General features: G+C 71.1%; 13 protein-coding genes. 9 read left to right on the top strand and 4 right to left on the bottom strand.

Going from position 1 to position 17,332, the window contains the following annotated elements:
* The first annotated feature begins 92 nt into the window (after positions 1 to 92).
* Positions 93 to 1,310 (top strand): ROK family transcriptional regulator, encoded by a 1,218-nt coding sequence (locus tag C7C45_RS20845; RefSeq protein ID WP_208641238.1) that lies wholly within the window; start codon positions 93 to 95, stop codon positions 1,308 to 1,310.
* 84 nt (positions 1,311 to 1,394) lie between these two features.
* Here the strand turns inward: C7C45_RS20845 and C7C45_RS20840 are convergent, their stop codons facing one another.
* A complete protein-coding gene (locus C7C45_RS20840; protein ID WP_110565376.1) occupies positions 1,395 to 2,003 on the bottom strand; it encodes an RloB family protein in 609 nt (202 codons plus the stop codon).
* A gap of 43 nt (positions 2,004 to 2,046) precedes the next feature.
* Between C7C45_RS20840 and C7C45_RS20835 the strand changes: the two genes are divergently transcribed.
* Entirely contained in the window at positions 2,047 to 2,841 is a 795-nt protein-coding gene (locus tag C7C45_RS20835) for a hypothetical protein (RefSeq protein WP_110565375.1), read from the top strand.
* A gap of 120 nt (positions 2,842 to 2,961) precedes the next feature.
* On the opposite strand, the gene ilvD is transcribed toward C7C45_RS20835, so the two are convergent.
* Positions 2,962 to 4,809 (bottom strand): dihydroxy-acid dehydratase, encoded by a 1,848-nt coding sequence (ilvD, locus tag C7C45_RS20830; protein ID WP_110565374.1) that lies wholly within the window; start codon positions 4,807 to 4,809, stop codon positions 2,962 to 2,964.
* Positions 4,810 to 4,937: 128 nt separating this feature from the next.
* On the opposite strand from ilvD, the gene C7C45_RS20825 reads away from it, so the two are divergent.
* The 5 genes from C7C45_RS20825 (at position 4,938) to serA (ending at position 13,109) form a co-directional block, all read left to right on the top strand.
* Positions 4,938 to 7,292, top strand: a complete 2,355-nt coding sequence (locus tag C7C45_RS20825) for a putative bifunctional diguanylate cyclase/phosphodiesterase (RefSeq protein WP_425271154.1) — start codon at positions 4,938 to 4,940, stop codon at positions 7,290 to 7,292.
* Between the two features lie 188 nt (positions 7,293 to 7,480).
* On the top strand, positions 7,481 to 9,364 hold the full coding sequence (locus C7C45_RS20820; RefSeq protein ID WP_110565372.1) for an acetolactate synthase large subunit: 1,884 nt from the start codon (positions 7,481 to 7,483) through the stop codon (positions 9,362 to 9,364).
* A 27-nt stretch (positions 9,365 to 9,391) separates the two neighbouring features.
* A complete protein-coding gene (ilvN, locus tag C7C45_RS20815; protein WP_110565371.1) occupies positions 9,392 to 9,907 on the top strand; it encodes an acetolactate synthase small subunit in 516 nt (171 codons plus the stop codon).
* Between the two features lie 62 nt (positions 9,908 to 9,969).
* Positions 9,970 to 10,983, top strand: a complete 1,014-nt coding sequence (gene ilvC, locus C7C45_RS20810) for a ketol-acid reductoisomerase (protein ID WP_110565370.1) — start codon at positions 9,970 to 9,972, stop codon at positions 10,981 to 10,983.
* Positions 10,984 to 11,510: 527 nt separating this feature from the next.
* Positions 11,511 to 13,109, top strand: a complete 1,599-nt coding sequence (gene serA / locus C7C45_RS20805) for a phosphoglycerate dehydrogenase (protein ID WP_110565369.1) — start codon at positions 11,511 to 11,513, stop codon at positions 13,107 to 13,109.
* A gap of 86 nt (positions 13,110 to 13,195) precedes the next feature.
* Here the strand turns inward: serA and C7C45_RS20800 are convergent, their stop codons facing one another.
* A complete protein-coding gene (locus C7C45_RS20800) occupies positions 13,196 to 13,552 on the bottom strand; it encodes a hypothetical protein (RefSeq protein WP_110565368.1) in 357 nt (118 codons plus the stop codon).
* A 378-nt stretch (positions 13,553 to 13,930) separates the two neighbouring features.
* The gene (locus tag C7C45_RS20795) at positions 13,931 to 14,773 is read right to left on the bottom strand and encodes an FAD:protein FMN transferase (RefSeq protein WP_110565367.1); all 843 of its coding nucleotides are present in this window, start codon (positions 14,771 to 14,773) and stop codon (positions 13,931 to 13,933) included.
* A 227-nt stretch (positions 14,774 to 15,000) separates the two neighbouring features.
* Between C7C45_RS20795 and C7C45_RS20790 the strand changes: the two genes are divergently transcribed.
* Together C7C45_RS20790 and C7C45_RS20785 are read left to right on the top strand one after the other, a co-directional pair.
* On the top strand, positions 15,001 to 16,032 hold the full coding sequence (locus C7C45_RS20790; RefSeq protein ID WP_110565366.1) for a 3-isopropylmalate dehydrogenase: 1,032 nt from the start codon (positions 15,001 to 15,003) through the stop codon (positions 16,030 to 16,032).
* A gap of 142 nt (positions 16,033 to 16,174) precedes the next feature.
* Positions 16,175 to 17,272, top strand: coding sequence for a branched-chain amino acid aminotransferase (locus C7C45_RS20785; protein ID WP_110565365.1), 1,098 nt, complete (start codon positions 16,175 to 16,177; stop codon positions 17,270 to 17,272).
* The last annotated feature ends 60 nt before the right edge of the window (positions 17,273 to 17,332 follow it).

The following is a 17,332-nucleotide window of genomic DNA, read 5'->3' as shown; positions in this document are numbered from 1 at the left end:
GCTTCATATCGAACCAACAGCGCCATCTAAAGGTAGCCAGCAAACTAAGTCAACCGGTTGCTTGAACAAACTCCGGGTGCTAAGAAGCTGACGTGACGATTGACGAGGCGCCACGCGATGTCCTCCGGGGCGGCCCCCGGGAGCTACTGCGCTGGGTGGCCACCGGTGCGGCCGTTAGTCGGGCCGACCTGTCCCGCCTCTCCGGTCTGTCCCCCTCGACGGTCTCCCAGCGAGTCGAGGCGTTGATCAACCAGGGGCTGCTGGAGGAGACCGGCGCCGGACGGTCCCGGGGTGGGCGACGACCCCGCCAACTGGCCGTGCCGACCGGCGGGGCCGTGGTCGGCGCCATCGACCTCGGCGCACATCACGCACGCGTCGGCACACTTGATCTCTCCGGACGGGTGGTCCAGGGCCGCACCCTGCCGGTCCGCATCGAGGACGGCCCGGAGCAGGTGCTCGGCGCGCTGCTGGCCGAGGTCGCCGCGTTGGCTGCCCCTTCCAGTGCCTCGACGGCCTCCGGCGTCGCCTCGCCATCGACCGGCTCGACGACGGCCGACGGCGCTGCGGGCGCGCTGCGAGGTCTCGGCATCGGCATTCCCGGTCCGGTGCAGCACGCCACCGGACGGATCGTCAGCCCGTCCCGAATGCCCGGCTGGAACGGCTTCGACGTCGCCGCGTTCTGCGCCGGCCGGGTCGACGTGCCGGTCATCGTGGACAACGACGCCAACCTGATGGCACTCGGCGCGCACCGCACCGCTCATTCCGAGTTGGACCACGCCGTCTACATCAAGGCTGGCACCGGGATCGGCTCCGGTGTGATCTCCAGTGGACGGTTGCACCGAGGCGCGCAGGGGGCGGCCGGGGACATCAGCCACTGCCGGGTCGTGGCGGACCCCGCGCCACCGTGCACCTGCGGCAACGCCGGTTGCCTGGAGGCGGTGGCCAGCGGCGCGGCCCTGGTCACCGCGCTACGCGACCAGGGCATACCGGTCTCCGACCTGACCGGTGTGATCCGCCTGATCGACGACGGCGACCGCCACGCCACGGCGCTCGCCCGACAGGCCGGCCGAGCCATCGGCGAGATCCTGGCCGTCGTGGTCAACTTCTTCAACCCGCAGGTGGTCGCCATCGGTGGTCGGCTCGCCGACTGTGAGCCGCTGCTGGCCAGCATGCGGGCCACCCTCTACGAGCGGTGCCTCCCGCTGGCCACCCAGACCCTGCTCATCGAGCGGGTCGCCACCGGCCAGGACATCGGCATCACCGGCGCCGCCCACCTGGTGATCGACCACGTCGTAGCGGCGCATTCATGATCGACACCATCTCGCCGATATAGCGGTATCCGCGCAGCTCGGACACCGCCACATCGGCGAACTCGTGATGTTCAGGCAGGGCCACTATCCGCGAAGCGCCAGCGCCAACCGCCAGACTGCGGTTGACGGGTTCGCGGCAGGCGGAGGGGGCAGCGTCTGCGCCCGTCCGATAGCGGCCTCGATGCCTTTGCGGAAGTCGTCGAAGTCGAGCTTGGTCTTGTCCCAGTGCGGAAGCTGCTTGCGAAGCAGGGCCTCCGCCCTCTTGGCGTCTTCCAGGTAACGGGTGCACAAGTCCAGGTGCAGGATGAGCCAGACCTCGAAGCAGGGGTTCGACCAGAGAAGAGTCACGGCATGGTGTCGCGCTTCTCGCTCTGAAAGCTCTGGTGGGTAGTGGTCGACGTCGCAGATGACGTAGGCCTGGTCGAAGTCGCTTTCGTCACGCCGTCGAGCAGCGCCTCGCACCGCGTCGATGGGCGAGCCTTTCTCCACCGCCACGACGAGGCGGTGCGCAAGCCACGGCACGCGCCGAAGCCCTTCAAGATAGTCCCGCTCAGTCGATTTATCGTTGGTGACAGCGAGGATGGTCTGCCGCTGCTCCCTGGTGGAGACCCTGCGACGAAGGTCGGTCACGCGGGTCGTGCCGCTCCTCGCCCGACCCTTGCGCTGCTGCTGGTCAGTCTGTCGCTTCGCCATCCACCGGTCCTCGTGCCGCGAGACACACCGTCTGGTTAAGACCGTGTCGGTCACCGTCACCGACCTGCGGCACCGGGTGGTGCACCTGGCCTGGCAGGCCGGCACACCCGAGGTCGCGCCGCTGGTCGCCACCCAACCCAACGGCCGGCCCGTCGTGCAGCTCCCGGACCGCTACCGGCTCGGCTCCTGGGCGGCAGTCCTCGGCGCGCGGCCCGAGGACCTCCGCGACGCCGACGGCGGGCACGACATCGACCGGGACCTACGCGACGGTTACGTCACCCTGCCCTGGGCCGGGGCCGACCCGGTGCGGGAATACGTGCGCCACGCCGGCCGGGGCACGGCGGCCGGCCGCCTGATCGTGGTGGCGGCACGTCCGGACGCGCCGCCGTTGCCCGAGCTGCTGCGGCTCGCTCTCGGCCTCGACCTGGCGCTTGTGGTGGCCGTCTGCGACCTGCGGCACAACGCCGCAGACCCACTGCTGGCCGACGGATTGCGCTGGTCGGTCGAGGTGCAGCCGCTTGACGCAACTGTCCGCCCCGACGACTTCCCCTACCGGCCGAGTCTGGCCGCCGCGCTCTCCTGGTGCGTCGAGTGCCTGACCGACGCTGTCGCCGGGGCCGCTCCAACCGACCCGAAGGCGCCTATCCCGGTGCCCTGCTCCGGGTCGCGTGACGTCGCCGATCCCGAGCCGGAACTGCTACGCCTGGCGGCCCAGCACCCCGGACAGGTGATCACCGTTCGCTTTACCCGCGCCGGCTGCGCCGTGCACCGACACGACTGCGACGGCGTACGCCTCCTCGCCAAAGGCCCCGACCTGCGCGACCTCCGACTTACCTGAGGCATGTCCGACAGCGTTGATCGAGACGAGATCGCCGATATCGCGGTGTCCACGTCGACTTGATGCCCCGATATCGGCGATCTCGTGTCGATCGAGCGAGCGCGGGCGGGCCCGCGTCGGCTACTCGGGGACGCGGCGGTAGGCGCCGTCGCTGGCCGAGGTGGCCATCGAGGCGTACGCGCGCAACGCCGCCGAGACCGGGCGCTGCCGGTCGGTCGGGGTGTACGGCTTGTCGCGTTTCTCCTCGGCCACCCGCCGCGCCTCCAACTCGTCGGCCGGCACGTTCAGCTCGATGGACCGACCGGGGATGTCGATGACGATCTCGTCGCCGTCGCGGACCAGGGCGATCAGCCCACCGGAGGCGGCCTCCGGGGAGACGTGCCCGATGGAGAGCCCGGAGGTGCCGCCGGAGAATCGGCCGTCGGTCAGCAGCGCACAGGAGCGGCCCAGCCCACGCCCCTTGAGGAACGAGGTGGGGTAGAGCATCTCCTGCATGCCGGGGCCGCCCTTCGGGCCCTCGTACCGGATCACCACGACGTCCCCGGCGACGACCTGCTTCGCGAGGATCGCGGTCACCGCGTCGTCCTGCGACTCGTAGACCTTCGCGGGGCCGCGGAAGGTCAGGCAGTCGTCCGGCACGCCGGCGGTCTTCACGACGGAGCCTTCCGGGGCCAGGTTGCCGTGCAGGATGGCCAGCCCGCCGTCGGCTGAGTATGCGTGCTCGCGGTCGCGGATGCAGCCGTCGGCGGCGTCGGTGTCCAGCGTGGACCACCGGTTGGTGGTGGAGAACGGTTCGGTGGTGCGCACCCCGCCCGGGGCGGCGTGGAACAGCTCGACCGCCGTCGGCGTCGGGGAACCGCCGCGCACGTCCCAGTCGGTCAGCCACTGGGCCAGCGAGGGGGAGTGCACGGCGTGCACGTCCCGGTTGAGCTGCCCGGCCCGATCCAGTTCGCCGAGGATCGCCGGGATGCCGCCGGCCCGGTGCACGTCCTCCATGTGGTAATTCGGCGAGTTCGGTGCGACCTTGGCCAGGCACGGCACCCGCCGGGAGATGGCGTCGATGTCGGTGACGCCGAAGTCCATCTCCGCCTCGCGGGCGGCGGCGAGCAGGTGCAGCACCGTGTTGGTGGAGCCGCCCATCGCCACGTCCAGGGCGACCGCGTTCTCGAACGCGGCCTTGGAGGCGACCGTGCGCGGCAGCACCGAGTCGTCGTCGCCCTCGTACCACCGCTTGGAGATCTCCACGACGGTGCGGCCCGCCTCGACGAAGAGGGACCGCCGCGCGGCGTGGGTGGCCAGCGTCGAACCGTTGCCGGGCAGCGCCAGGCCGATCGCCTCGGTGAGGCAGTTCATCGAGTTGGCGGTGAACATGCCGGAGCACGAGCCGCAGGTCGGGCAGGCGGAGCGTTCGATTTCGCCGAGCTGCTCGTCGGTGACCGCCTCGTTCGAGGAGGCGATCATCGCGTCGATCAGGTCGATCTTGCTGTGCACGACGCCCTCGATGGCCATCGTCTTACCGGCCTCCATGGGGCCACCGGAGACGAAGACGGTCGGGATGTTGAGGCGCAACGCGGCCAGCAGCATGCCGGGGGTGATCTTGTCGCAGTTGGAGATGCAGACCAGGGCGTCCGCGCAGTGCGCGTTGACCATGTACTCCACCGCGTCGGCGATCAACTCGCGGCTGGGCAGCGAGTAGAGCATGCCGCCATGGCCCATCGCGATGCCGTCGTCGACCGCGATCGTGTTGAACTCCCGGCCCACCCCGCCGGCCTCGGCGACCGCGTCGGCGACCAGGCCACCCATGTCCTTGAGGTGTACGTGACCAGGCACGAACTGGGTGAAACTGTTGGCGATGGCGACGATCGGCTTTCCGAAATCGTCGTCGGTCATCCCGGTGGCCCGCCAGAGGGCCCGGGCGCCGGCCATCGTCCGACCGTGTGTGGAAGTCCTCGATCGCAGCTCAGGCATACGTACCAGCATGACACCGCCGCCGCGCCAACCCTCCCCCGTATGCGCCGTGTCCCAACAGATGCACACCCAACCCCCCACGGCGCGCGCGCATCCGGCACTCTTGGAGCGTGCAACTCCCCCCGGGCATGGTCGCTGTCGCGGCGCTCAGCGGGCTCGTCGCCACTGCGGCCGCCGTCCTGCTGACCGTGGTCGCCCGGCGGCGCACGGGGCCGCGTCGGCCGGCACACGTGCTGCTCGCGGCGGCCGCCGGAGGTGCCCTGCTCAGCCTGCTCGTCGGGGTTGCCGCCGCGCTCAGCGCGAACGAGCACTGGGCCCACGAGCAGGGGCAGCGGACGGGCTGGGCGACCGCGGTGGCGATCGGCGCGGCGGTGAGCGGGCTGGCCTTCGCGGCCGGTCTGCTCCGGCTGCCCGGGGTGGCCGCCACCGCTGCGGGAACCTCACGTCTCGCCCTGGACGGCTTGGTCATGGCAGCCGCGCTGTGGTTCGTCGGCTGGGTGCTCTTCTCCGAGCCCACCCGGCTGCTCGGCGCGGCCACCCCGATGGCCTGTCCGGCGATCCTGGTGGCCACGGTGAGCGCCGCGCTCGGCGCCGGGCTCGCCGTGATCGTCATCTTCCGGGCCGCTAGCCCACGCGGACGGCTCGCGGCGCTCGGCTTCGGCATCAGCGCGGTGAGCTGCGGTGGGCTGGGTCTCAGCGCCGGGCTCTGTCAGGCCGGGCCGACCATGGCGCTGACCGGCGCGGCGGTGCTCGCCACCGGCCTGCTGACCGTCGCGCTCGCCGTGCACCGGGCCGACCGGCCAGGGCAGGTCGAGGTGGACCTCGTCGGTCGCGACGGCGAGTACGCGATCGCCCCGATGCTCGCGATGGCCGCCTCGGCGATGTACCACCTCGCCCAGGACGGCCGGTTCACCGCGGCGGGCATCCTGGCCGGCAGCGTCGAGGGCTTCGCCCTGGTGGCTCGGCAATACCTCACCCTCCGCGACGTCCGGGGGTACGCGGACCGCCTGGCCGAGCGGGAGGCGCACTTCCGCGAGCTGGCGCACACCGACCCGCTGACGTCGTTGGCCAACCGTCGCGGGCTGCTCCGCGCACTGCACAACAGCGCCGCGGCGGGGACCCCGTGCGTGCTGCTCGGTCTCGACCTGGACGGCTTCAAGAACGTCAACGACATGCGTGGCCACGACGTGGGCGACGCGGTGCTGGCCGAGGTGGGTCGGCGGCTGCGCGGCAACCTGCGCCCCGGCGACGTGGCCGCCCGACTGGGCGGTGACGAGTTCGCCGTACTCATGCAGGGCCGAGCAGCCGAGGCGGACCGGGTCGCCGAGCGGTTGCTCGGGGTGCTCAACCGGCCGTACGACGAGCCGGAGGGGCCGGTCTTCCTGTCGGTGAGCATCGGGGTGGCCGGGTGGACCGACGAGCCGGATGTGGAGCTGCTGCTGCGCCACGCCGACCTGGCCCTGCGCTACGCCAAGCAGCGCGGCAAGAACCGGATCGAACGCTACGACGCCGTGTACGACCAACTGCTGCGCCGACGTACGACGGTGGAGCACGAACTGCGTGGCGCCATCGACCGCGACGAGCTGCGGTTGGCTTTCCAACCGGTGGCGTCGCTGCCGTCGGTGCGGCCGGTTGGCGCTGAGGCGCTGCTGCGCTGGCACCACCCCGAGCTGGGCAACGTCGGTCCGGACGAGTTCATCCCGCTCGCCGAGGAGTGCGGGATGATCGCCCCGCTGGGCGCCTGGGTGCTGCATCAGGCCTGCTACCAGCTCTCCCGTTGGCTGGCGGACGGGCACGACGTCTGGGTGTCGGTGAACGTCTCCCCGCGTGAGCTGCACGCCCCGGAGTACGTGGTCCAGGTCGCCGAGGCGCTGCGCGCCCACCACGTGCCGCCGCAGCGGCTGGTGCTGGAGGTTACCGAGCACGCGGTCGCGACCGACCTGGACGAGCTGATCCGGCGGCTGACCGCGCTGCGGCTGACCGGTGTCCGGATCGCGCTTGACGACTTCGGGGCGGGCTACTCCTCGCTGGGGCAGTTGCGCCGGTTGCCGATCGACATTCTGAAGATCGACCACAGTCTGGTGGCCGAGCACGAGCCGGTCCGCCCGGTCGGACAGGACGGTCCGGCGTTCGCGCCGATGGTCGACATCGTCATGCGACTGGGCCATCAGCTGGGGCTGGAGGTGATCGCCGAGGGGGTGACCACGCCGACCGAGCTGGCTGCGGTGGTGGCCGCCGGCTGCCGGTTCGGCCAGGGCGCGCTCTTCGGCTGGGGGGTGCCGGCCGAGCACCTGGAGGCGATGCTGGAGGCGGCGACCTCGCCGGGCGCGCGACCCGCGTCACCGCCCGCGCCACGCCATGTTGCGCGCGGGTCTGGGCAGGTCACCCCGTCTGCCGAGGGCGCGTCGCGAGCCGACGCGCCGAACTCCGTTAACCAACATGTGGGATCAGTTGACTCATCGCGTGAGATGCGTCAGGCTTAGCCGCATGTCGTCGTACCGGTCGCTGCGAGTACTTACCTGAGCGCACTCTCCCTCATCGAGAGTGCGCTGGCCCCGTGCATCTGCACGAGGGCCGTTTTTATTGCCATCGGAACCTGGCGAGGCGGGCCCCGCCCGTGTCGCATCGCTTGACTAGCCACCAGCCACTCCAGCCGAAGGCCAGAACCGCCATGACGAGACCCACGCCAGAGACCCTCGCCCACACCGCCCGCCGGGCCCGCGCGGCCGCCGACCCGAGCGTCGACGTCGACCCGGCCGCCGCGCGCAGCGCGGCCACCCCGACCGTTCCGGCGGTACGGCCCTCCACTTCGGCCCAGGTCTCCGGGGCCGGCTCCCTCGTGCGGTCCCTTGAGGCGCTTGGTGTCGACGTCGTCTTCGGCATCCCGGGCGGCGCGATCCTGCCGGCCTACGACCCGCTCTACGACTCCACCGTCCGACACATCCTGGTGCGGCACGAGCAGGGTGCGGGGCACGCGGCGACCGGTTACGCGCAGGCCACCGGCAAGGTCGGTGTCTGCATGGCCACCTCCGGCCCGGGCGCGACGAACCTGGTCACCCCGATCGCCGACGCGTACATGGACTCGGTGGCGATGGTGGCGATCACCGGGCAGGTGGCTCGTCCGTCGATCGGTACGGACGCCTTCCAGGAGGCGGACATCCAGGGCATCACCCTGCCGATCACCAAGCACAACTTCCTCGTCCAGAGCCCCGAGGAGATCCCGCGGGTGCTGGCCGAGGCGTTCCACCTGGCGAGCAGCGGACGACCCGGCCCGGTGTTGGTCGACATTCCCAAGGACGTGCTCCAGGCGCCGACCACCTTCGCCTGGCCGCCCACCCTGGATCTGCCGGGCTACCGGCCCACCCTGCACCCGCACGGCAAGCAGATCCGGGAGGCGGCGCGGCTGATGGCCGCCGCCCGCCGACCGGTGCTGTACGTGGGCGGCGGGGTGCTCAAGGCCGGCGCCACCGACGGGCTGCGCCGGCTGGCCGAGCTGACCGGCATCCCGGTCGTCACCACGCTGATGGCGCTCGGCGCGTTCCCCGACTCGCATCAGCAGCACCTGGGAATGCCCGGCATGCACGGCACGGTCGCCGCGGTCTACGGCCTGCAGAAGGCCGACCTGATCGTGGCGCTGGGTGCGCGGTTCGACGATCGGGTCACCGGCAAGCTGGACTCGTTCGCCCCGGACGCGACGGTGGTCCACGCGGACATCGACCCGGCGGAGATCGGCAAGAACCGGCACGTGGACGTGCCGATCGTCGGGGACGCCAAGCACGTCATCGACGAGCTGATCGCCGCCGTGACGGTCGAACGGTCGGCGGGGCGTACCACCGATCTGGGCGACTGGTGGACTCAGCTGGACGACCTGCGCAACCGCTACCCGCTGGGCTACGACGAGCCGGCCGACGGCACGCTCTCCCCGCAGTACGTGATCAAGCGCCTGGGCGAGATCGTCGGCCCCGACGCGATCTTCGTCGCCGGGGTGGGCCAGCACCAGATGTGGGCGTCCCAGTTCATCTCCTACGAGAAGCCGTACACCTGGTTGAACTCCGGCGGCCTCGGCACGATGGGCTACGCGGTGCCGGCGGCGATGGGCGCCAAGGTCGGCAAGCCGGACACGGTGGTCTGGGCCGTGGACGGTGACGGCTGCTTCCAGATGACCAACCAGGAGTTGGCCACCTGCGCGTTGGAGGGCATCCCGGTCAAGATCGCCGTCATCAACAACGGCAATCTCGGCATGGTCCGGCAGTGGCAGACACTGTTCTACAACGAGCGCTACTCCAACACCGACCTCGGCACCCACAAGCACCGCATTCCTGATTTCGTGAAGCTCGCCGAGGCGCTGGGCTGCATCGGGCTGCGCTGCGAGAACGCGGCGGACGTGGACAAGACCATCGCCGCCGCCATGGAGATCAACGACGCCCCGGTGGTGATCGACTTCGTGGTCGGCAAGGACGCGATGGTCTGGCCGATGGTCGCCGCCGGCACCAGCAACGACGAGATCATGTTCGCCCGCGGCGTCCGCCCGACCTTCGACGAGGATGACATCTGACATGAGTGAGCGAAGCGAGGCCGTGGCATGACCATGCACACCCTGTCCGTGCTGGTGGAGAACAAACCGGGTGTCCTCGCCCGGGTCTCCGGCCTGTTCTCCCGGCGCGGGTTCAACATCGACAGTCTCGCCGTGGGCGAGACCGAGAACCCGGACGTCTCCCGGATCACCATCGTGGTCAACGCGGAGTCGTCCCCGTTGGAGCAGGTCACCAAGCAGCTGAACAAGCTGGTCAACGTGCTCAAGATCGTTGAGCTGGATCCGCAGGTCTCGGTCGCCCGGGAGTTGCTGCTGGTGAAGGTCCGCGCCGACCGGTCCGCCCGGTCCCAGGTGCTGGAGACCGTCAACCTGTTCCGCGCCCGGGTGGTCGACGTCGCACCGGACACGCTGACCATCGAGGCCACCGGCACCCCAGACAAGCTCGACGCGCTGCTACGCGACCTCGAGTCCTACGGCATCAAGGAAATGGTCCAGTCCGGGTTGGTGGCGATCGGGCGCGGCTCGCGTTCGATCACCGCCGGTCCCGCGCTCCGGGCCGCGTGAACCGACCCATCCGCACCAACCACGACGGGCCAACGGGCCGTCGTACCGAAAGGGAAGTTCTCATGAGCGTTGAGGTGTACTACGACGACGATGCCGACCTCGGCCTGATCCAGGCCAAGAAGGTCGCGGTGATCGGCTACGGCAGCCAGGGCCACGCCCACGCGCTGTCGCTGCGGGACTCCGGTGTCGACGTGGTGATCGGTCTGCCGGAGGGCTCGAAGAGCCGTCCCAAGGCCGAGGAGCAGGGCCTTCGGGTGGTCACGCCGGCGCAGGCCGCCGCCGAGGCCGACGTGATCATGGTGCTCGCGCCGGACACCGCCCAGCGCTCCATCTACACCGAGTCGATCGCCCCGCACCTCACTCCCGGCAAGGCGATCTTCTTCGGTCACGGCTTCAACATCCGCTACGGCCTCATCAAGCCGCCGGCCGAGGTGGACGTGGCGATGGTCGCGCCGAAGGGCCCCGGGCACCTGGTCCGCCGCCAGTACTCCGACGGCAAGGGCGTGCCCTGTCTCGTCGCCGTCGAGCAGGATGCCAGCGGCAACGCGCTCGCGCTCGCGCTGGCGTACGCCAAGGGGATCGGCGGCACCCGCGCCGGCGCCATCAAGACCACCTTCACCGAGGAGACCGAGACCGACCTCTTCGGCGAGCAGGCGGTGCTGTGCGGTGGTGCCTCGGCGCTGGTGCAGACCGGGTTCGAGGTGCTCACCGAGGCGGGCTACGCCCCGGAGGTCGCCTACTTCGAGTGCCTGCACGAGCTGAAGCTGATCGTCGACCTCATGTACGAGGGCGGCATCGCGAAGATGCGTTACAGCATCTCCGACACCGCCGAGTACGGAGACCTCTCCCGTGGCTCGCGCATCATCGACTCCCGGGTCAAGGACGAGATGCGAAAGATCCTGGGCGAGATCCAGTCCGGCGAGTTCGCCCGCGAGTGGGTCGCCGAGGACGAGGCCGGCCGGCCCAACTTCACCAAGTGGCAGGCCGAGGGCGCGGCGCACCCGATCGAGGAGACCGGCAAGAAGCTGCGCGGCATGATGAGCTGGGTCGACCGCCCGATCACCGAGACCGCCTGACGCATCCTGCGGCACCGTCCAGCCGTCCCCGACGGCTGGTGGTCCACCGGCGGCCGGTGACCCAGCGCTCTCCCCAGCGCGGGTCGCCGGCCGTTGGCCGTTGCGTTCCCTTGCCGCGGCGGTGCGCCGGGGGCACGAAAGCACGTCGGACTCTCACCTGGTGGGACCGGGTGACCAACGCCTCGGCCAGCTTCGGACCGAACCGCGGAAGATCGATCCGGGTCAGCCGTCGGAGCAGCGTGCTGCGCACGGCGAGCGACACGGGCGGCTCCTCCCGGAGGGGCTGTGCCTCCGGTGGTAGCCGGCGAGGGCAACCATGTCGGTCAGGTGAACGGCCGATGTCCGTCGGCCGACCCGGCGTGTGAGGGCCCTCACCCCGCAGACCGGAACATGCCGGCCAGCGAGGCCCCTACGATCGCGGGTAGGTGCGCAGCCGGCACCTGACGGCCACGGCACGGATCAGCGCAGGGCGCAGTGCGGCGCCCGGCCGCCCGCGCCGATCGCAAACACGACCTCTACGAGGACCGATGAATCCTGTCGTACTGATCGCCGAAGAACTCGCCCCCGCCGCCATCGAGGTGCTCGCCCACGACTTCGACGTCCGTCACGTCGACGGCACCGACCGTCCGGCCCTGCTCTCGGCGCTCTCCGAGGCCGACGCCGTCATCGTGCGCAGCGCGACCCAGATCGACGCCGAGGCGGTCGCCGCCGCGCCGCGACTCAAGGTGGTCGCCCGCGCGGGTGTCGGGCTGGACAACGTCGAGGTGCCGGCCGCCACCGCCCGGGGCGTGATGGTCGTCAACGCGCCCACCTCCAACATCGTCTCCGCCGCCGAGCAGGCCGTCGCACTGCTGCTCGCCGTGGCCCGTAACACCGCCAGCGCCAGCTCCGCGCTCAAGGCGGGGGAGTGGAAGCGGTCGAAGTACACAGGCGTCGAGGTGCAGGGCAAGACCGTCGGCGTGGTCGGGCTCGGTCGCATCGGGGTGCTCTTCGCGTCTCGCATCGCCGCGTTCGGCACCCGGCTGATCGCGTACGACCCGTACATCCAGCCGGCTCGTGCGGCGCAGCTCGGCGTACGCCTGGTGGGGCTGGAGGAGTTGCTGCGGGAGAGCGACTTCATCTCCATCCACCTGCCGAAGACGCCGGAGACGGTCGGCCTGATCGGTGCGAAGGAGCTGGCGATCGTCAAGCCCGGCGTTCGCATCATCAACGCCGCTCGTGGTGGGCTGGTCGACGAGCAGGCGCTCGCGGACGCGATCGCCGAGGGTCGGGTCGCCGGCGCCGGCGTCGACGTGTACAGCAAGGAGCCGTGCACGTCGTCGCCGCTGTTCGCCTTCGACAACGTGGTGGCCACCCCGCACCTCGGCGCCTCCACCCACGAGGCGCAGGACAAGGCCGGTCTCGCCGTGGCCAAGAGCGTCAAGCTCGCCCTGCAGGGCGAGTTCGTGCCGGATGCGGTCAACGTGCAGGCCGGCGGCGTGGTCGCCGAGGACGTCCGGCCGCTGCTGCCGCTGGCGGAGAAGCTGGGCCGGGCATTCACCGCGGTCGCCGGTGGGGTCGCCGCCAGCGTCTCGGTCGAGGTACGCGGTGAGATCGTCAGCCACGACGTGTCGGTGCTCAAGCTCGCCGCCACCAAGGGGCTGTTCAGCTCCGTGGTCGAGGAACAGGTCACCTACGTCAACGCCCCGCACCTGGCCGCCGAGCGTGGCGTCGAGGTCACCCTGGTGTCCCTGGCCGAGACGGCCGAGCAGCCCAGCCTGGTCACGGTGCGTGGCGCGCTGCCGGACGGCCGGACGGTCAGCGTCTCCGGCACGGTCACCCACTCCGGTGCACGGGACATCCTCAAGCTCACCGAGGTGGACGGCTTCGACGTGGAGATCGGCGCGGAGGGCATCCTGCTCTTCCTGCGCTACGTCGACCGGCCCGGTGTCGTCGGCACGGTCGGCACGCTGCTCGGCGAGTCGGGCATCAACATCGCCGCCATGCAGGTGGCCCGGCGTGAGGCGGGCGGCGAGACGTTGATGACCCTCACCGTCGACCAGGCGCTCGGCGCCGACCTGCTCACCTCGGCCGCCGATTCGATCGGTGCCACGGCGGCCAGCGCCGCCGACCTGCGCGACGAGTAGTCAACGGCAAGCACCATGGGGGCCCGGCGATCCGCTGGGCCCCTTGTCGTACGCCCGGGGTGGGGTCGATCCTGCGCTGGGCCGGGTCAGCCGGGCAGTCGGGCCGGGGGCGGGTAGACCGAGCCGTCCTGCGGGTCGAACAGCATCAGCCCGTGCTCGCCGGCCAGCCGCTCGATGTCCAGTAGCACCTGGTCCGCGCAGGTCGGGTGCAGGTTCAGCTCGACATGGTCGTGAGCGGCGTGCAGTGGTGCCACCGCCCACGGGCTGTCCGCCCCGGGGTGACGGTCCGGATAGGAGGCGGTGATCGCCCGGTAGAAGCTGACCACCCGCGGGTCCGGGTAACGGTCCACGTGTCGCCCCTGCCGGCAACCGTCGACCGCTGTCCGCACGTCCTCGGGCGTCGCCCCGTCCTCCAGGGCCCACACGCTCAGATCGAAAGTCACGGCGGATAGCGTGCCATCCGCCGTTCACCATGTCGAAACTGCCTCGCCGCCGGTCAACCGCCGATGTGCGCAGCTTCCGTTCGCGACGGTCCGCTGTAGAGACTCTTGCGTAGAGTTGCGTCGATTCGCTAGCGTACGCACTGCGGTCACTGGCCGAGTTCGAGGCGCCGGCCCGTCTTCGGGTGGCGCGGTCGACGTCCGGCCCGACCGGTCCGCACCCCTCGGTTGTGCGAGCCACGCGCACTCGTCGCTGACCGGCCCCCACGGTCGTTGCCGAGAGCGTGGGGGCCGATCGCATGTCCGCTGACCCGGGGGCTGCCGAGGGCGGAACCGGCCGGAGCGCGGCCGCGTGCCCGCCTCGCCGCGGCCAGGTCCCGCTCAGCGCCGGTGTGCGAAGAGCGCGCGATAGTCGGAGTTGCCCCTGAACCACGCCAGGCCGGTGGGCCCGGCGGCGTAGAGCGCGGTGGCGTAGGCGTCGGCGATCGTCAGGTCGGGCCCGACGACGGTCGCGGCGACGAGTTGGTCGGCCGGCTCGCCGGTGTGCGGGTCCACCACGTGCCCCTGCCGCCCGCTCACCCCGGAGGTGCCGACCGCGCCCGCGGTCATCTCCAGCACCAGCGGCGCGCGCTCGGGCGTGGTCGGGTGATGCACCGCGACCCGCCAGGGCCCGCCGTGCGGCGCACGACCGCGGACAACGAGGTCAGCGCCGGCGAGTACGGCGTAGTCGTGGATGCCGGCCGCCCGAAGCCTCTCGGCGACGCGTTCCACCGCCCAGCCACCGAGCAGGCCGCCCGGGTCGAAGCCGCCGGGCACCGCCCAGGCGTCGAACCACCCGTCGGTGGCCGCGCGCATCGCCGCGCAGCGGTCCACCAGGTCGGCGAGCGGTGGGTACGAGTCGGGGCCGATCTCGCCTCGACGCAGGCGGGAGACCAGGCTCTCCGGCCGGTTGGGGCCGTAGGTGAGGTCGATGGCACGCAGTTCCGCGACGCTGTCCCGCAGCGCCTCGCCCACGCCCCGGCGGCCGAGCCACTCGGGGGCGTTGAGCAGGAGTGTGTATTCGGCGGTCGCGGTGCGTACGGTGTGCTGCACCGCGATCCGGCCTTCGGTGGCGCCGGTCGGGTCGATGCGGTGCCGGCGACCGCCGAGTCGAAGGTCGGGCCGACGGTTGCGGAACGCGGACGGGTCCGGCCACCGGGTCCGCGGCTGCTCGTCGATGCGCATGGCATCTGCCCTCTCGCACTTGGCGCCGCGTCGTCGCGACCGGTCGTCAGCAGGCCGCCGTGACCCGCCGACCACCACGGTAGGCAGCCGAGATGACCACCTCATGAGTTCTAGCTGTGAGGGTGCTGTGCATTCGCTCATCCCAAATGTTGGACGTCGCGTACCGGGAGGCGGGACGGCGACGTACCGTTGCCCGGACGGAAACCGTTGAGCAGAGGAGTGCGGTCGTGGCGCGGATCGCGGTGGTGGCCGGGGACGGCATCGGGCCCGAGGTGGTCGCGCAGGCCCGCAAGGTCCTCGACGCGGTGCTACCCAATGTCGAGGCCACCGAGTATGACCTCGGTGCGGCCCGCTGGCACCGTACCGGAGAGGTCCTGCCCGACTCGGTCCTGGCCGAGCTGTCCGGGCACGACGCGATCCTGCTCGGTGCGGTCGGTGACCCCACCGTCCCGCCCGGTGTGCTGGAGCGGGGGTTGCTGCTCAAGCTTCGGTTCGCCTTCGACCAGTACGTCAACCTGCGCCCGTCCCGGCTCTGGCCCGGGGTCGCCGGCCCGCTGGGCAACGTGAAGCCGGGCGAGGTCGACCTCGTGGTGGTGCGCGAGGGCACCGAGGGGCTCTACGCCGGGGCTGGTGGTTCGCTGCACCGTGACACCCCGGCCGAGGTCGCCACCGAGGAGAGCCTGAACACCCGGCACGGCGTGGAACGCGTGATCCGCGACGCGTTCGCCCGCGCCGACCGCCGGGAGCGGCGCAAGGTCACCCTGGTGCACAAGACCAACGTGCTCACCCACGCCGGGTCGCTCTGGGCGCGCACCTTCGACGCGGTCGCCGCCGAGCACCCGGACATCGCCACCGAATACCAGCACGTCGACGCTGCCGCCATGTTCCTGGTCACGCAGCCGCAGCGCTACGACGTGGTGGTCACCGACAACCTCTTCGGCGACATCCTCACCGACATCGCCGCCGCCGTCACCGGCGGGATCGGGCTGGCCGCCAGCGGCTGCATCAACCCCGAGGGGGCGTACCCCTCGATGTTCGAGCCGGTGCACGGTTCGGCGCCCGACATCGCCGGGCAGGGCATCGCCGACCCGGTCGCCGCGGTGCTCTCCGCCGCGCTGCTGCTGGAGCAGCTCGGGCACCCGGAGGCCGCGGCCCGGGTCAACGCGGCGGTCGCCGCCGAGCTGGCCAGCCGGGTTCCGGGCGTAACGCTGCGTACCGAAGAGGTCGGCGACCGGCTCGCCGCCCACGCTGTAGCCTGATCGCCCCGGCGTCGGCCTGGCCGGGCATCCTTGTCTCCCCCGACCGGTGCTACCCGCTGAACGACCGTTCGGGGTAAGTTTCTGGCACAGCCAAATCGGTGTGCGGTCCCGCATACCGTTGTCCCGCAGGGAGGTCAGCGCGATGAGCGGTGGTGACAAGCTCGACTTCGAGATCCGTCCGAATCCCGCGCCGGTATCCGCCGCCGATCGGGCCGCCCTGCTGGCCAACCCCGGATTCGGCCGAGTCTTCACCGACCACATGGTCACGGTCCGCTACGCCGAGGGCAAGGGTTGGTACGACGCCCGGGTGGAGGCACGCGGACCGATCCCGATGGACCCGGCCAGCGCGGTGCTGCACTACGCGCAGGAGATCTTCGAGGGTCTGAAGGCGTACCGGACGGCCGATGGCGGCGTGACGATGTTCCGGCCGGACGCCAACGCTGCCCGGTTCGTCACCTCGGCGCAGCGGATGGCGATGCCGGAGCTGCCGCCCGAGGTGTTCGTCGACTCGCTGCACAAGCTCATCGAGATCGACCAGGAGTGGATTCCCACCGGCGAGGACGGCAGCCTCTACCTGCGGCCGTTCATGTTCGCCAGCGAGGTCTTCCTCGGCGTCCGCCCGGCCAACGAATACCTCTACATGGTGATCGCCTCACCTGTCGGGGCGTACTTCACCGGTGGGGTCAAGCCGGTCACCGTGTGGGTCTCTCCGGACTACACCCGTGCCGCGCCCGGCGGCACCGGCGCGGCCAAGTGCGGCGGCAACTACGCGACGTCGCTGGCGGCCCAGGCCGAGGCCATCGAGGCGGGCTGCGACCAGGTCGTCTTCCTGGACGCGGTGGAGCGCCGGTTCGTGGATGAGCTGGGCGGCATGAACGTCTTCTTCGTCTACGACGACAACACGATCGTCACCCCGCCGCTGACCGGCACGATCCTGCCGGGCATCACCCGCGACGCGATCCTCACGCTGGCCGGCGCGGCCGGGCACGTGGTCGAGGAGCGACCGGTCAGCTTCGCCGACTGGCAGGCCGACGCGGCAAGCGGTCGCCTCCGGGAGGTGTTCGCCTGCGGCACCGCCGCGGTGATCACCCCGATCGGCGGGGTCCGCTTCCCGGACGGTGAGTTCCTGATCGGTGGCGGCGAGCCCGGCCGGGTCACCATGAGCCTCCGCGAGCAGTTGGTGAACATCCAGCGCGGCAAGGCGGCCGACGAGTACGGCTGGGTGCAGCGGGTCCTCTGACCTCCGCCGCTGCGCCGGCCCGGCCAACCGGACGGCACTGTGGCTGCCTGCCATGTCGAT

The sequence above is a fragment of the Micromonospora arborensis genome (assembly GCF_003205615.1).
Taxonomy (GTDB): Bacteria; Actinomycetota; Actinomycetes; order Mycobacteriales; family Micromonosporaceae; genus Micromonospora; species Micromonospora arborensis.
The sequence above is the reverse complement of the archived record's forward strand: the minus strand, read 5'-3'. Positions and strand labels throughout refer to the sequence as shown.

Bases quoted from the DNA above. Each gene is read 5' to 3' on its own strand.
- C7C45_RS20825 (WP_425271154.1), top strand. From the start codon at position 4,938: ATGGTCGCTGTCGCGGCGCTCAGCGGGCTCGTCGCCACTGCGGCCGCC.
- ilvD (WP_110565374.1), bottom strand. From the start codon at position 4,809: ATGCCTGAGCTGCGATCGAGGACTTCCACACACGGTCGGACGATGGCC.
- C7C45_RS20785 (WP_110565365.1), top strand. From the start codon at position 16,175: ATGAGCGGTGGTGACAAGCTCGACTTCGAGATCCGTCCGAATCCCGCG.
- ilvC (WP_110565370.1), top strand. From the start codon at position 9,970: ATGAGCGTTGAGGTGTACTACGACGACGATGCCGACCTCGGCCTGATC.
- ilvN (WP_110565371.1), top strand. From the start codon at position 9,392: ATGACCATGCACACCCTGTCCGTGCTGGTGGAGAACAAACCGGGTGTC.
- C7C45_RS20820 (WP_110565372.1), top strand. From the start codon at position 7,481: ATGACGAGACCCACGCCAGAGACCCTCGCCCACACCGCCCGCCGGGCC.
- C7C45_RS20795 (WP_110565367.1), bottom strand. From the start codon at position 14,773: ATGCGCATCGACGAGCAGCCGCGGACCCGGTGGCCGGACCCGTCCGCG.
- C7C45_RS20840 (WP_110565376.1), bottom strand. From the start codon at position 2,003: ATGGCGAAGCGACAGACTGACCAGCAGCAGCGCAAGGGTCGGGCGAGG.
- serA (WP_110565369.1), top strand. From the start codon at position 11,511: ATGAATCCTGTCGTACTGATCGCCGAAGAACTCGCCCCCGCCGCCATC.